Below are 14,141 nucleotides of genomic sequence, written 5' to 3'. Positions count from 1 at the left end.
GACGGATCCATCACCGGTGTCCAATCAGGCCTCTGCCTCGATGTAACCAACAAGAGCACGGCTAACGGTGCGCTGATCCAGCTGTGGACCTGCTGGGGCGGCAGCAACGAGCAGTGGACACTTAACTAAGCACCACCCCTTTCCGAATAACGACAGCGCCGGGGAGCGAATACAGTTCGGGAACTGCACGAAAGGTGCCGAAACGGAAGTCAAGGACCGGCGCTGCGGCGGGAACGGACGCCGTGGAGGCGGTGGAGGACGCCGATCGCGGCGCGGCCGTGGCCGGCGAGGCGACATTTGAAGTGCGCGTTTCGCTGTCTTTGTTTCTCGTTCAGTTGACAGTGCCGGTCACTGAGCTTCCTGACTTGGTCACGTAGTAGGTCACGGTGCGACCGCTCCAGAAGTGGAAGGTGAGCGTCACCCGTGACCCGTCGGTGAGTGCGTTGAAGAAGTCTGAGGTCAGGTCGATGGCGTTGTTGGTGTAGTCCGGGATGAAGTCGCTCCAGTACTCCTGATACGTCGTCCAGTTGGCCGTGCCGGCTGCGCTGCCGTCGGCGTACTTGGCCTCCATCGTGGCCACCACGTCGCCGTGGAACTGCGTCGGGATCGCGAAGGAACTGGTGGTGCCGTTCGTGTTCGACAGCGTGGCTGTGTCGTAGGAGATGAGGTTGATCTGCCAGGGCACGCCCTGGGAGAACCGGGCCTGGAGCGTGGCGTCGGTTCCGTAGGCGCGGCTGCCGAGCAGGCGGGTGAGTGCGGCGGCCTTGACTGTGAGTTGGCTGCCAGCGACGGCGTAGTCGCTTCCGCTGGTCAGGGCGGTGGTGCCTTGGTAGAGGCCTTGGAAAGTGGTTCCGTTCAGGTTCAGGGTCAGCGTCTGGTCGGTGATCGCCGAGGACTTCGGCACGAGGATCATGTCCGACGACGCGGTGCCAGAGCGCGCAGTCCAGCTCGACTGGATCTGTGTGAACAGGCCCGGGTCGCGCAGTTGCAGCGTGTTGCGATTGACGAACGAGCCGGCGTCCCACAGGTTGGTGGTGATCCCGTTGGCGCGGGCCTGGTAGCCGAGCGCTTCGAAGTACTTGAGCGTCTCGCCGCGCTCGATGATGCCGGGGCGGGTGTAGTCGTAGTTGAGCAATCCGACCTCGCCGGCGTAGACCGGGACGCCTTTGGCGACGAACTCGTTGTGCGCGAGGGTGAAGTCGTTGATCATGTCCTGCTGCGAAGCCGTGTCGAACGTGGTTTCGTTCGCGATGTTCACGGCGAACGGCCAGTAGCCGTAGTAGTGGAAGCTGGCGATCAGGTTCGGGTCGTGCAGCGACTGGATCGTGGTGTACAGGTTGTCCATCAGCGGCTGGGTCGGAGTGTCTCCCAGAGTGGGAAGCAGGAGCAGACGTGTCGCGTTGCCGCCGCCCGACTCGCGTACGTCGTTGAAGAAGGCGGTGTTGAGCTGGTTGAGCATCTGCGCGCTCTGGCTGTCGCTGGGGCTGCCGTTGAAGCTCGGTTCGTTGACGCTTTCGAGGACCAGCTTGTTGGACTCGCCTTGGAACTGCGTGGCGATCTGCTGCCATAGCGCGTTGTACTCGGCCAGCACGCCGGTCGGGTCGGTGGTCATGTTGGCGATCCAGTCCCACGAGTCGTGGTGGACGTTGAGGATCACGTACATGTTGTCGGACAGCGCCCAGTCGACCACCTGCTTGACCCGGGCCATGAAGGTCGGGTCCACGGTGTAGTCCGGTCCCGCTCCCAGGTGCGGGTACCAGGTCACCGGTATGCGAACACTGTTGTAGCCGAGGGCTCGGACGCTGTCGAAGGTGGCTTTGGTGACCGCGGGGTTGCCCCAGGAGGTCTCGGTGGGAGTGGCGTCGAGGGAGTTGCCAAGGCCCCAGCCGGGTTGCATCGCGGCTACGGCGGCCATCGCGGTGGACGGACCGCCGCCGCTCGGGCTGCTGCTCGGCGAGGAGGACGGGAAGCCGGACGGCGAGGACGAAGGCGACGTGGACGGTGACGAACTCGGCGTTGTGCTCGGGGCGGGCGAGCCGACGGTGCCGTTGCACGCCGTGCCGTTAAGGGTGAAGGTCGCGGGTACGGCGTTGGTGCCGGAGTAGGAGCCGTTGAACCCGAAGCTGGTCGTTCCGTTGGTGCCGATCGACCCGTTGTATGACAGGTTCTTGACGGTGACGCCGGTCCCGGACTGCGAGTAGCCGCCGTTCCAGAGCTGGGTGATCTGCTGATCTCCCCCGAAATTCCAGGCCAGCGTCCAAGAGGTGATCGGGCTGCCGAGGTTGGTGATGGTGACGTTGGTGCTGAACCCGACATTCCATTGGCTCGCGACGGCGTAGTTCACGCTGCAGCCTGCGGCTGCGGCTGCGGCAATATTCGGCAGAGTGACTGCGGCGGCACAGGTCAGCAGCAACGCGCCGACGGCGCCCGAGGCCAGCAGAGCTCTTCGTTGCCTCATTCGGGTCTTCTCCTCAAGTTCGCCGATCTGTCCGGGTGGGCGCGCGGTCAGCGTTCACACCTGTGCGCTTCAACGACCGGTGCCTATGTGTCGCTGCGCACCGGTGACGCGCAGGGACGATTGAGCAGCGATGCGTGACTGTCAAGCGTCCGCGTCGCGATGTTGCTTCGGCACACTCGCGGGCAGAGGCGATGCGTGCTGGATGCGCGAAACTTTCTCGCAGTGGTCATACGATGTTTCGCAGCCAGGCTCGTGGTGCTGCTGCCGACAGCGGTCGCGACGTGCGGATGATATGGACTATTTCGACCACAATTGCCAGCGACATGGGCGTTGCTGTCGCGTAGCTCGGCGGACTCCGCGGCACACCAAAAGACATCCTATGACTGCTTGACAGGTCTTCCATCAGCGAGCAATGTCTGGACCCGGAACGAATCTGATAACACTGATCCGGCAGAAAGTTGCCGAGATTTTCTGTTAGCGCTCACACAGCTGTGAGCCGGCCACATCGAGGAGACGTGACGTTATGGCGTTTCGCGCGGGCATGGGGACGCACGCATGAGCGGGCGCAGGGTCCGGACCCGGCCTGTCGCCTGGCTCTCCACGCTCGGGTTGCTCTCGCTGGCCGCGTACGCGGGCGGAGCGGCCGCGATGCCCGGTGTGGCGCACGCGGCGGTGCAAAGCACCCTCTACGCCTCGCCGACCGGCTCGGGCTCCTCCTGCTCGCAGTCCGCGCCGTGCTCGCTGGCCGGGGCGCGCGGTGTCGTGGAGAGCATGAACGGCTCGATGAGCGGCGACATCGTGGTCTATCTGACCGGTGGCACCTACCGGCTTTCGGGCACGTTCGCGCTGGGTCCGCAGGACTCTGGCACGAACGGGCACACGGTGTACTGGGAGGCGTATCCGGGTCAGAGCCCGGTGATCGAAGGCTCGCAGCAGGTGACCGGTTGGTCGCAGTACAACTCAGGGCTCAACATTTGGCGGGCCCCGGTGGCGGCCGGCACGCAGGCTCGGGATCTGTGGGTGGACGGCGTGCGGGCGTCGGAGACGAAGAGCGCGATCAACCCGGGCGGGTTCTCGCAGTCAGGAGCCTCGTTCACCACCGGCGACAGCTCGTACCGCTCGTGGATCGACCCGACCGAGGCCGAGATCGTGGACAACGACCCGTGGCGGCAGCTGCACTGCCCGCTCGCCAGCATCACGGCGAGCGGCGGCGGGTCGAGCCTGAACGTGAATCAGGCCTGCTACAACGCAACCCTGAGCAATGTCGGCTTCCCGTTCAACGGCCAGGGCTTTCCCACGCTCAATCACATCACCTGGATCGAGAACGCCTACGCGCTGCTGAGCCGGCCGGGGCAGTGGTTCCTGGATAGCGCGGGCGGCTCCCTGTACTACATCCCGCTGCCCGGGCAGAGCATGGCGAGCGCCGATGTCGAGCTGCCGGTGGTGCAGGATCTGGTGGACGTGCAGGGCAGCCCCGGGCACCTGGCGCCGGTCAACGACAACGCGTCAGGGGTCTCCTATTCCGGTTCGGGCTGGGGCTACTCCCCGGGTCGCGGGCTCGGCGACTTCCAGAACGACGTGCACTCCACCCAGAACAACGGCGACTCGGTCAGCTACACCTTCACCGGCAGCGGCATCACGGCCCTGACCGAGCTCAACAGCGACGAAGGCAGCATCGGGGTCTACGTCGACGGCGCGCTCAACCAGACGGTCAGCGCGGCCACCTCGGGTCAGCGCACCGCCGAGGACGCCGTGGTCACGGTCACCGGCCTGACCCCGGGTAGCCACACCATCAAGCTGGTCAAGCAGAGCGGCACGTGGATGCTGCTCGACGGCTTCGTCGTCATCCCGGCCGCGATCCAGCCGGCGCACGACATCACCTTCTCCGGGATCACCTTCCAGTACAACACCTGGCTCACGGAGGTGTCCGCGGGTTACCCGGAGAACCAGACCGGGATCATGTGGAGCGAGAGCAACCCGTGGTACCAGGTCAAGACCCCGGGGGCGATCAATGTCGAGCGGGGCGGCAACATCACCTTCACCGGCGACACCATCGCGCACACCGGGGACACCGGCATCGATTTGGGCGACGGGACGCAGAACTCCACGGTCAGCAACAGCCGGATCCTGGACACCGCCGTCAACGCGGTGCAGGTCGGCGAGGTCGATGACTACTACCTCACCGCCACCTCGCTGATGACCAGCGGCGACACGGTAACCGGCAACTTCATCGAACACAGCGGCGTGGTATTCCAGAGCACCAGCGGCATCCTGCTCGGTTATACCCGCAATGTCACGGTCTCCCACAACGACGTCGGCTACTCCGCCGCGCAGGGCATCTCCGTCGGCTGGGGCTGGGGCTACGCCTCCCCGTACTGCTCGGGCTGCGCTCACGGGTACGACTACGCCGGCGGTAATCAGGTCTCGTACAACTACGTCTACGACAACGGACTTGGCGACGGGGCCGGCAACACCGTGATGGCCGAATGCATCTACACCCTCGGCGGCCAGGGCGACGGCAACGGCTCGGTCTGGTCGAGCCTCATCGGCAACGTGTGCCAGGACCAGCTGATCTACAGCAACTGGGGCACGATCGCGCACGACGAAGGCAGCTCCTACTGGCAGGACCACGACAACGTCATCCGCTGGTCGGGCCAAGACTGGATGTACTACGACCAGCCCACCGTCAACAACATCACCGTCGGCCCGACCAACTACTCGGACAACCCCACCTACCGCGCCGTCGTCCCGAACAACACCAGCTTCACCCAGGCCACCATCGTGCCCAACGGCCAATGGCCGGCCGGCGCCCAGGCCGTGATCACCAGCGCCGGGCCACCTTCACAGGTCGCGCCGCTCACCGGGACGCTGGATGACACCTGCCTATGCGTCAACTACACCGGGTCTGGCTGGTCCTGGAGCGGGGACCGCGGCGCCGGCGACTACGACAACGGCGTACATCAGACCACGAACAACGGCGACAGTTTCTCCGTGCAGTTCAACGGCACCGGCGTCTCCTGGATCGGCGAGAAGAGCAGCGGCGAGGGCACAGCCGAGGTCTACCTGGACGGCACCGACAAGAGCGCAGTCAACGCCAACGGCTCCACCACCCAGGCCCAGCAGACGCTCTACAGCGTCAGTGGACTGACCAGCGGCACCCACACCCTCAAGGTCGTCAAGACCGGCGGCAGCTACCTACAGGTCGACGCCGTCAACGTCACCGGCACCGCCGTTGTGACCGGCAGCGACTCTGGAAGCACCGGTGGCACGGGCAGCTACCCGTCCGGCTACCACGCCCTCGTCATCGCCAGCAACAACCTGTGCCTTGACAACTACGGCGCGGGCTCCAGCTCCGGGGCGGTCATCGACCAGTGGGCCTGCAACAGCGGAAGCAACCAGCAGTTCCAGTTCGTACCGACCTCCGGCGGCTACGGCGAACTGCAGATCCGCAATTCCGGCCAAGACGTCACCGTGCTCAACAGCTCAACGTCTCAAGGCCAGCCCGACATCGTGCAAGAGCCCGTCAACGGCAACCCGGCAAGCCAGTGGCTGCCCCAGCAGCAGTCCGACGGATCCTGGCAGTTCAAGAACCAGAACAGCGGCCTGTGCCTGGACGTTTACGGCGCAGGCAGCAACCAGGGCCAGCAACTTGACCAATGGCCCTGCAAGAACGCTCCCGGCACCAACCAGGACCTCAAACCCCAGTGATCCTTGGTGCCGGCCGGGACATGGACGCGGCCAGCGCTCACCGATATTGCGCTCTGCGGTCGGTGTGCATGATCGCGTTACCGGTGACGAGCACCCTGTCGTGCGCTGTCGTGGTCGCGTCGATGGCCAGTTGTGCTCGCATGTGCGGCGCGCTCGCGTATCCAATCAGCTCTTTGCTGCACAGGTCCAGGACGGTCGCGACGTAAAGCCAGCCCTCGCCGGTTGGGAAGCAGCTGATGTCCCCGGTCAACTTCGAACCGGGCATCGGCGCGGTGAACTCCCGCCGGATCAGGTCCGAGAGGACGGCCGCGCGCTTATCTGGCTTCGTGAGGATTCGGCGCTTACGCCGCGTGATCCCGGCGATGCCGTTCGCCCGTATCAGCCGCGTCACTATGCGCCGGCCGACCTTGATGCCCTGGCGCCCCAGTTCTCGGGTGATGTGCTCCGCCCCGTAGGCTGGATGCGTTGTGTGGATCTCCACGATCCGCTTGGTGAGCGCGTGCTCGTGGTATGCCCTCTGGTCTCGGCGAGACTGGGCGCGGACCCAACCGTAGAAGCTGCCGCGGTCCGTTACAGTGACGCGGCACAGGCGCTTCACGCTGAACCGATCGCGTAGCCGGTTGATGAACGCGAAGCGCTCACGCGCGGGCGCGTGATGGATCGACCCAGAGCTTAGAGTCTGCGTGCTTTTTGCTGCACCTTGGTTATGAAGACTGAGCCGCTGTTGAATTGAATCGTGCCCGTGTGTCGACGTGGCGTCCCGGCTCATGGCGTGAGCAGTAGTCGGCACCAGGTGTCGGCGAGGAAGCATGCGAAGCGGTTAGGGTCCCAGGCCCTGCCGCGGACAAGTAGCAGGTAGAACTCGGCGGAGTTGGTCGCCCAGATGATGTCAGCGATCTCGTCGACGGTCAGGTCAGGGCGCAGTTGGCCGGTGTCGACGAGGTCGGCGGCCAGAAGGCGCATGTTCGCGGCACGTCGGTCAGCGATCTCGTTCCACAGGCTGGAGATTTCGGGGGCGTGGAACGCCGCGGCTTGGACGACCGCCAGCAGCGGGGCCAGGCGTGCGTGGATCGCGATCAGGGCTGCGGCGTAGATGCGGAGTTTCGCTGCGGCCTCGGGTTCCCCGCGGATGGCTCGCACGTAGTCGCGCTGCTCGGCCGGGACCGCTTGGCCAGTGCCGGAGATCGCGGTTTCGACCAGCTGCTTGAACAACGCGGGCTTGGAGCCGACCGATGCGTAGACGGTGTCCACCGCGACCTCGGCGCGGGCGGCGATGGCGGCCATGGTGGTGGCGGGGTAGCCCAGTTGGACGAACAGCTCTTGGGCGGCCTGCAGGATGCGTTCGCGGCGCAGGCCGGCCTGCTCGCGGCGTTTGCTCACGTCGTAGCCGCGGTTCGTGTGTACTCGGGGCTTGCCATCGGTGGTCACGGGGAGCACGCTACCAGTATTCGTCCGAAACGACTTCGGACAAATTGATTGGAGATGCACGATGACCTTCGCGTTCACTTACGAGGTGCCGATCGGCCCGGATGTCTACGCCGAGATCAAAGAGGGCGTCGGACCGCACCTGCCCGAGGGCCTGATCAGCCACGTGGCCTATCGGACGGAGTCCGGCTTGCGCTACGTGGACGTGTGGCGTGCCGAAGCGGATTGGGACCGGTTCGTCGAGCAGCGCCTGCACCCGGTGGTCGACAAGGTGCTGGTCAATGCTCTGGGTTTCCGCCCGCCCGAGCCGCCGATGACCCGCCTCGACGTGGTCGATGTCTGGGTCGCCGACCGGCAGCCGACCGCGGCTGACCGCTGACCGCTGGATTGATGCCGTTAAGTTCGTTTGAGGAGAGGAGGTTCGATGAACTCGGTGATGAAAAAGGCTTTGCATGCTGCCAACGCGACCGCCGTCTGGCTTTACCGGCGGTCCAACGGCCGGATCGGCGGCAAAGCGCGCGGCACCGATGTCCTCCTGCTGACGGTAGCCGGACGCAAGACCGGTCAGCCGCGCACGGTCGCCGTCAGCTATTTCGAGTACAACGGCGAGTATCTGGTCGTCGGCTCAGGAGGCGGCAGCAAGCAGGAACCGCAGTGGATTCGCAATCTTGCCGCCGCAGGTCAGGCCAGGATCCAGATCCGGCACCAGATCCAGGAGGTTGACGGCCGGATCGCCCACGGCGCGGAACGAGACAGGCTGTGGAGCGAGGTGGTACTTACCAGATTCCCGTTCTTCGCCAAGTACCAGCAGAAAGCGGGACGCACGATCCCCGTTGCCGTGCTCATCCCGAACGCCTGAAATCGAAGCGCGCACCGGATGCGGTGGCGAGTGTGCCCATTGGCGGAGACGGGGACACGCCGCAGGGTTGCTACCCGCAGGCGACGCCGCAACACGTGCTTCCGAAGCGTCGCGAGCCTTCTTCGGCGTAGGGCTGCTGTGAGTGCCGCAGCCTCGACCACGCGTTCCCGCTCGTGCGACAAGCGACGCCCGGTTTGCCTGGTCCCAAGAGCAGGTGACATCCGTCGAGCGCTCGGCGCTAGCCACGCGGGCGCTGGGGGAGGAGGCCAGTTTGAACGGTCCCGATAACGACAAGGCGTTCACCGGCTCGATCGCGGCGATCTACGAGGAGTACCTCGTCCCGCTGATCTTCGAGCCGTACGCCGTCGATCTGGCACATCGACTCGCCGCCTCGCGGCCGCTCACCCGGGTTCTCGAGCTCGCCGCGGGTACGGGCGTCGCGACCAGGCAACTGGCCTGCGTGCTGCCTGAGAGCGTCTCCATCGTCGCCACCGACTTGAATCAGGCGATGCTGGACCTGGCGGATGCGATCGGGACCGCGCGCCCTGTGCGGTGGCGGCAGGCGGACATCCAGCAGTTGCCGTTCCGCGACCGACAATTCGACGCGGTGGTGTGCCAATTCGGGTTCATGTTCCTTGCCGACAAGGCTGCGGCGTTCCGCGAGGCGTATCGCGTTCTGCGCCCCGGTGGTGTCCTCGTTTTCAGCGTCTGGGATCGCATTGAGGAGAACGAGTTCGCGGACGTGGTAACCACGGCCCTCGGCGCCCACTTTCCTGAGGACCCGCCTCGGTTCCTGGCTCGCACACCGCACGGATATCACGATCTTGCCGAGGTTACGCGGGATGTGCGCGCTGGCGGGTTCCGCGGCCCGCTCGAAGTCAGCACTGTTGCTTCGCGCAGTCGCGCCGCGTCCGCTCGAGTGTCGGCGGTGGCGTACTGCCACGGGACGCCGTTGCGCAATGAAATCGAGGCCCGCGCCGAGTCGCGGCTCGGCGAAGCGACCGACATCGCAGCGAGGGCGATCGCCCGGCGGTTCGGGTCAGGCGTGGTGGACGGCAAGATCCAAGCACACGTAGTGACGGCCGTGCGCTGAGGTCGTAGCGCAGCAGTCCGGGCGCAAGTTCACCTGTACAAGCAGTTGCCTGCATGCTTGCCACAGCTACGGCACGGACAGGACGCTGATTGCAGACCAGTTCTACGCGCGGCACGCTGGGGAAACGGAGCCTGCCCGTCGAGATAGCCTGCGCTGCGGCGCGGTTGCCGTCGTTGCGCTCGGCGGCCCAGTCGGCGCGGGCTGTCGATCTCCTGGACGGCGATGAAGTGTTCTTCGCTGACGAGGGCCTCGTGGCGAGGTGGATGGAGATGACCTACTGGTCCGGGGTGGTGCGGTGAACGTACTGGGAGAAGCCCAGGGCGAGGTTGTCCTCGTCGAGCAGTTCGTGTTCGGTGACGGCGCGCTTCCACCCGGCGTGGCCGGTGTAGACGGGATTGGCCAGGATCGCCTGCACGGTGGGGATCTGCCAGGCGATGGCAGGCCGATGCCGATTACGGGCAGGGTCTGCGGCCGAGGTGCAGGGAATCCCGGTGTCGTTGAGGGCTGGGTGATCCTAGCGAGGGTGTGACCGTCAAGGCGCTGCTGGAAGATCCACGAGACGACGGGCGCTGCGTCGGGGTTCGGTTCGAGGCACAGCAGTTTCCGGCCCCACGCCGCGTGCTGGGGCTTGGGGTGTGGTCCTGCAGGAGCGAGGCGGTTGCCGTACGCTGGTCGGCCGCCGACGTATCGGCTCTATCCAGCATCTGGCACAGCGTTTCCTGGACGTCCAGTCCAGAAAGCGGAATCCACCCTGACCGGTGACCGCACGCGACCGCCAACCCAGGCGCAGGACCACACTGATCATCACGTGACGCGCGCCAGAGCCGATTTCAACGAGTTTCAACGAGCCCCTCAGTTCGGTGCGTCTGGGATGTGCCGGGGCGCGGTCCGCGGGGCCGTGCTGGCTCTCCCAGCTGTCGGCGGACAAAGGGCGCGGGTAGCGTGGAGGGCGTGGATCTCGTCGAGTCCGGGGCGGGGGAGGATGTGCGTCTGGCCGAACTGGTCGCGGCGCTCTCGCTCGGTATCGACCTGGGGTTCGGGCAGCCCATGGAGCACGTGCTGCGCCAATGCCTGATCGCGCTGCGGCTGGCGGACCTGCTCGGCCTCGACGAGCGGGATCGAGCGGTGGTCTACTACACGGCCCTGCTCGTCAACGTCGGGTGCCACTCGGATGCGCACGAGCAGGCGAAGTGGTTCGGCGACGACATCGCGTTGAAATCCGGAAAGTACCGGTATGAGCCGCGCTCTGTTCTGGGCGCGGCCGCAGCGCTGCGGATGGTCGGAGCGGGCAGCCCGATGCTTCACCGGTTCCGGGTGGGGCTGGAGTTCACGCTCGGCGGCTGGCGTGAAATCGACGGAATGATCAGCAACCACGCGGTGCTGGCTCGCGACCTGGCCGGGCGGTTGAGCCTTCCGCAGGATGTGAGCGAGGCGGTGGGCGCCGCCTACGAACAGTGGGATGGGCACGGCTGGCCGGGCAGGCTGCGGGGCGAGCAGGTGCCGGTGGCCGCCCGCCTGGCGCAGCTGGCGGAATTCGCCGAGGTCGCCCACCGGATCGGCGGCACCCGATCAGCCGTCGAAGTCGCGCGGCGCCGCTCCGGCAGGCAGTTCGACCCGCACGTGGCCACCGTGCTGTGCCGCAGCCCGCAGGTTGTGTTCGACGGCCTGGAGGCCGCCCGCACCTGGGAGGCGGTGATCAGCGCGGAGCCGGCGCTCGGGGTGCGGCTGACCCCCGAGCAGTTCGATGCCGCACTGCTGGCCGTCGCCGACTTCGTCGATCTCAAATCGCCGTACACGCTCGGCCATGCCCGGGCCGTGGGCAGGCTCGTCGACGCGGCGGGAGCAGCGCTGGACATGGATCCCGGCGAGAGCACGCTGTTGCACCGGGCCGCGCTGGTGTGCGGCCTGGGCCGGCTGGGGGTGTCGAACGCGATCTGGGACAAGCCGGGCCCGCTGGGCGCCGGAGAGTGGGAGCGGGTGCGACTGCACCCGTACCTGACCGAGCGGATGCTGGACCAGTCCCCTTCGCTCGCGCCGCTGGGCGCGGTCGCGGTACAGGTGCGCGAGCGCCTGGACGGCACGGGCTACCCACGAGGCCTCGCCGGCGGCGCAATCAACAGACCGGCCCGGATCCTGGGGGCGGCCGATGCGTACCAGTCGATGATCGAGCCGCGCGCGCACCGGGCCGCACTCGCCCCGAAGCAGGCGGGCGACCTGCTGTGCGACGAGGTGCGGGCTGGACGGCTGGACGCGGCGGCGGTCGCGGCCGTGCTGGATGCGGCCGGTGAGCGCAGAACCAGAGCCAGAGACACGCCCGGACGCAGCCAGGGACCGGCCGGTTTGACCGGTCGCGAGATCGACGTGCTGCGGCTGCTCGCCCGCGGGCGCTCCAGCAGACAGATCGCGGGTGAGCTGGTCATCTCACCGAAGACGGCCCGCAACCACATCGAGCACATCTACACCAAGACCGGCGCGAGCTCGCGCGCCGCCGCATGCCTGTTCGCGGTCCGCAACGGCCTGCTCGAATAGATGAGGCAACTGCCCCATGCGCCGCCACCTCGTCTGTCACTAGCGTCGAATCCATCGACCGGTAGGTGTTGGATGAATGGAGGCACCTCATGAGCATCCGAAGCAGGATCTTCGCCGCGACCTACGACCGCATGATGGCCAAGGGTGAGAAGCAGGGCCTGCGCGAGTTGCGCCAGCGCCTGATCGCGCAGGCCGACGGGCGTGTGATCGAGATCGGCGGCGGTACCGGCCACAACTTGGCCCACTACCCGGCCGAGGTCACCGCGCTCACCGTCACCGAACCCGAACCGCCCATGGTGCGCCGGTTGCAGCGGCACGCCGCCGAACGAGCGCCGCTGGCTACCGTGCTTCGCGCGCCGGCCGAGGACCTTCCCTTCGAGGACGACAGCTTCGATACCGCCGTCTCCACCCTGGTGCTGTGTGGCGTCGATGACCAGCAGCGCGCCCTACGCGAGCTGATCCGCGTGCTGCGCCCCGGCGGCCGCCTGCTGTTCCTCGAACACGTCCGCTCTGACGATGTGAGACTCGCCCGGCGGCAGAACCGGGTCAACTGGCTCAACCAGTTCATGGTCGGCTGTGACTGCAACCGGCCGACCCTGGAGTCGATCAGGGAGGCAGGGTTCGTCCCCGACCAGATCGAGCACGGCGAGTTCCCGGCAGCGCCCTCCTTCGTACGCCCCCTGATCATCGGCAGCGCCACCGCACCGAAACGGGTGGATACAGACACGGCGGGGCGCTCTGCGGGCACGATCAACCTGCCCGGGCCGAACGCGCTATCGACTTGATCGGGCTCGTTGAAATTGGCTCTGGCGCGCGTCGCGTGATGATCACGGCCGCCGACCATTCCGTGAGCGGTGTTGCGTTACTGGACGAGGCGAAGCTCGGCCGGGTGCTCGTCGAGCGCAACACCTTGTCGCCTACTACGACGGCCCAGCAGGTCGCGGCCTGGCCGGTCAGCGCGGTATCCAGCGCGGTGAGCGTGCCGTGGCGGCCGAGGGCGAGGGTGGCGACCGCGTCGGTGGCGGCTTCGCTGGTGACCAGGTGTCCGTAGCGGCCGAAGCCGAAGCCGAAGGGCACGGTGCCCGGCAGCGTCGTGATGGTCGGCTGGGCCGCGGGACCGAGGACGCCGACACCGTAGACCGCGAAGCTGTTGCCGTCGCCCTTGGTCGAGACGATCAGCTGGGAGCCGTTGGGGGAGAAGGAGATCTGCGCCGGGGTGCTGGTGAACTCAGGGCTCGGATTCGGATTGAAGCCCAGCTCGCGGTGCCAGGCCGGTATCGCCACCAGCCTGCGCCCTACGCGCAGGTAACCGCTGATCGAGCCGCCGTCGCGGGCGTTGAGCACGTAGACCAGCGAACCGTGCGTGGTAATGCTGACCGGGAACTGGCCGCCCGAACTGATCACCTGCAGGCGGGTGAGCTGGTCGCCGTGCACGGCGAAGACGGTGATGGTGCTGCCGGCGTTGACGGTGTACAGCAGGTGCGCTGCCGCGTCGTAGGCCACGGCGCCTTCGGAGGCGGTGTGGTCCACAACCGAGCCAGTCAGCTGGCCGCCGAGACCGCCGGTGGCGTAGCTGCCGGCCTGGGTCAGGCTGCCGTCCGCTGCCCGGTCGAAAGCGATGACCTGGTTTCCGGTCAGGCTGTCGTTCTGTGCAAAGACGACACCGTCGCGCGCGGTGTGGTGCGTTGCGGACGCGCTGGCCGCGGTCGGGAAGAGCGCGGCCGCGGTCACCGTTTTCACGCTACCTGCGATGCCTGCGGGTTCTGTACCAGTCGAGCCGTGCGCCCATGCCTTTGCTGCTCGTCGGCTACTTCCAAGGCTGACACACAAGCGACGCTGAGGCAGTAAAGCAGAGCGTGGGCCTCCGCGGCGCGAAGGCCCACGCTAGTTCGTCGTCACCCGCGGTGCATTTCCCAGTCTCCATCCGCTCGATTCAAACCATCTGGCGGGTTGCTGTCTGCGGGACAGGGCTTGGTGATCACTCGAGACGGAGCACAATCGCAAATGTGTGCGCGTGCCGAATGTCATCCATCCCACCGCCGGCCACAGAGGGAGTCGGCGGCGTCGGG

The 14,141-nt window shown here is 66.6% G+C and carries 11 protein-coding genes and 1 pseudogene; 7 read left to right on the top strand and 5 right to left on the bottom strand.

Annotated elements, in window-relative coordinates:
* A partial coding sequence (locus VN779_RS06355) for an RICIN domain-containing protein (protein ID WP_325721109.1) occupies positions 1-129 on the top strand: 129 nt, incomplete at its 5' end.
* Positions 130-331: 202 nt separating this feature from the next.
* Here the strand turns inward: VN779_RS06355 and VN779_RS06350 are convergent.
* The gene (locus tag VN779_RS06350) at positions 332-2,458 is read right to left on the bottom strand and encodes a cellulase family glycosylhydrolase (protein WP_325721108.1); all 2,127 of its coding nucleotides are present in this window, start codon (positions 2,456-2,458) and stop codon (positions 332-334) included.
* Between the two features lie 555 nt (positions 2,459-3,013).
* Between VN779_RS06350 and VN779_RS06345 the strand changes: the two genes are divergently transcribed.
* Positions 3,014-6,166, top strand: a complete 3,153-nt coding sequence (locus VN779_RS06345; protein WP_325721107.1) for an RICIN domain-containing protein — start codon at positions 3,014-3,016, stop codon at positions 6,164-6,166.
* A gap of 37 nt (positions 6,167-6,203) precedes the next feature.
* Here the strand turns inward: VN779_RS06345 and VN779_RS06340 are convergent, their stop codons facing one another.
* Both VN779_RS06340 and VN779_RS06335 read right to left on the bottom strand, forming a co-directional pair.
* Positions 6,204-6,935 (bottom strand): IS3 family transposase, encoded by a 732-nt coding sequence (locus VN779_RS06340; protein WP_325721105.1) that lies wholly within the window; start codon positions 6,933-6,935, stop codon positions 6,204-6,206.
* Entirely contained in the window at positions 6,932-7,594 is a 663-nt protein-coding gene (locus tag VN779_RS06335; RefSeq protein WP_325721103.1) for a TetR/AcrR family transcriptional regulator, read from the bottom strand. The genes VN779_RS06340 and VN779_RS06335 overlap by 4 nt, the downstream gene beginning before the upstream one ends.
* 61 nt (positions 7,595-7,655) lie before the next feature.
* Between VN779_RS06335 and VN779_RS06330 the strand changes: the two genes are divergently transcribed.
* The 3 genes from VN779_RS06330 to VN779_RS06320 all read left to right on the top strand — a co-directional run bounded on the left by VN779_RS06330 (position 7,656) and on the right by VN779_RS06320 (position 9,543).
* Entirely contained in the window at positions 7,656-7,970 is a 315-nt protein-coding gene (locus VN779_RS06330; RefSeq protein WP_325721101.1) for a hypothetical protein, read from the top strand.
* A gap of 45 nt (positions 7,971-8,015) precedes the next feature.
* The gene (locus VN779_RS06325; RefSeq protein WP_325721099.1) at positions 8,016-8,450 is read left to right on the top strand and encodes a nitroreductase/quinone reductase family protein; all 435 of its coding nucleotides are present in this window, start codon (positions 8,016-8,018) and stop codon (positions 8,448-8,450) included.
* Between the two features lie 271 nt (positions 8,451-8,721).
* A complete protein-coding gene (locus tag VN779_RS06320; RefSeq protein ID WP_325721098.1) occupies positions 8,722-9,543 on the top strand; it encodes a class I SAM-dependent methyltransferase in 822 nt (273 codons plus the stop codon).
* Between the two features lie 274 nt (positions 9,544-9,817).
* On the opposite strand, the pseudogene VN779_RS06315 reads toward VN779_RS06320, so the two are convergent.
* A pseudogene (locus tag VN779_RS06315) lies at positions 9,818-10,033 on the bottom strand (recombinase family protein); the annotation flags it as partial.
* Between the two features lie 461 nt (positions 10,034-10,494).
* On the opposite strand from VN779_RS06315, the gene VN779_RS06310 reads away from it, so the two are divergent.
* Positions 10,495-12,072 (top strand): HD domain-containing phosphohydrolase, encoded by a 1,578-nt coding sequence (locus VN779_RS06310; RefSeq protein WP_325721097.1) that lies wholly within the window; start codon positions 10,495-10,497, stop codon positions 12,070-12,072.
* Positions 12,073-12,161: 89 nt separating this feature from the next.
* Complete coding sequence (locus VN779_RS06305) at positions 12,162-12,857, top strand: class I SAM-dependent methyltransferase (RefSeq protein WP_325721096.1); 696 nt, start codon at positions 12,162-12,164, stop codon at positions 12,855-12,857.
* Here VN779_RS06305 and VN779_RS06300 read toward each other — a convergent pair.
* Entirely contained in the window at positions 12,823-13,803 is a 981-nt protein-coding gene (locus tag VN779_RS06300; RefSeq protein WP_325721095.1) for a hypothetical protein, read from the bottom strand. The two genes, VN779_RS06305 and VN779_RS06300, sit on opposite strands and share 35 nt — an antisense overlap.
* Between the last annotated feature and the right edge of the window lie 338 nt (positions 13,804-14,141).

Source organism: Actinocrinis sp. (assembly GCF_035605935.1).
Classification (GTDB): Bacteria; Actinomycetota; Actinomycetes; order Streptomycetales; family Catenulisporaceae; genus Actinocrinis.
This window is presented reverse-complemented; position numbering and strand designations above follow the sequence as displayed.

Coding starts and splice junctions, on each gene's coding strand:
- VN779_RS06305 (WP_325721096.1), top strand. CDS start 12,162: ATGAGCATCCGAAGCAGGATCTTCGCCGCGACCTACGACCGCATGATG.
- VN779_RS06350 (WP_325721108.1), bottom strand. CDS start 2,458: ATGAGGCAACGAAGAGCTCTGCTGGCCTCGGGCGCCGTCGGCGCGTTG.
- VN779_RS06345 (WP_325721107.1), top strand. CDS start 3,014: ATGAGCGGGCGCAGGGTCCGGACCCGGCCTGTCGCCTGGCTCTCCACG.
- VN779_RS06340 (WP_325721105.1), bottom strand. CDS start 6,935: ATGAGCCGGGACGCCACGTCGACACACGGGCACGATTCAATTCAACAG.
- VN779_RS06325 (WP_325721099.1), top strand. CDS start 8,016: ATGAACTCGGTGATGAAAAAGGCTTTGCATGCTGCCAACGCGACCGCC.
- VN779_RS06330 (WP_325721101.1), top strand. CDS start 7,656: ATGACCTTCGCGTTCACTTACGAGGTGCCGATCGGCCCGGATGTCTAC.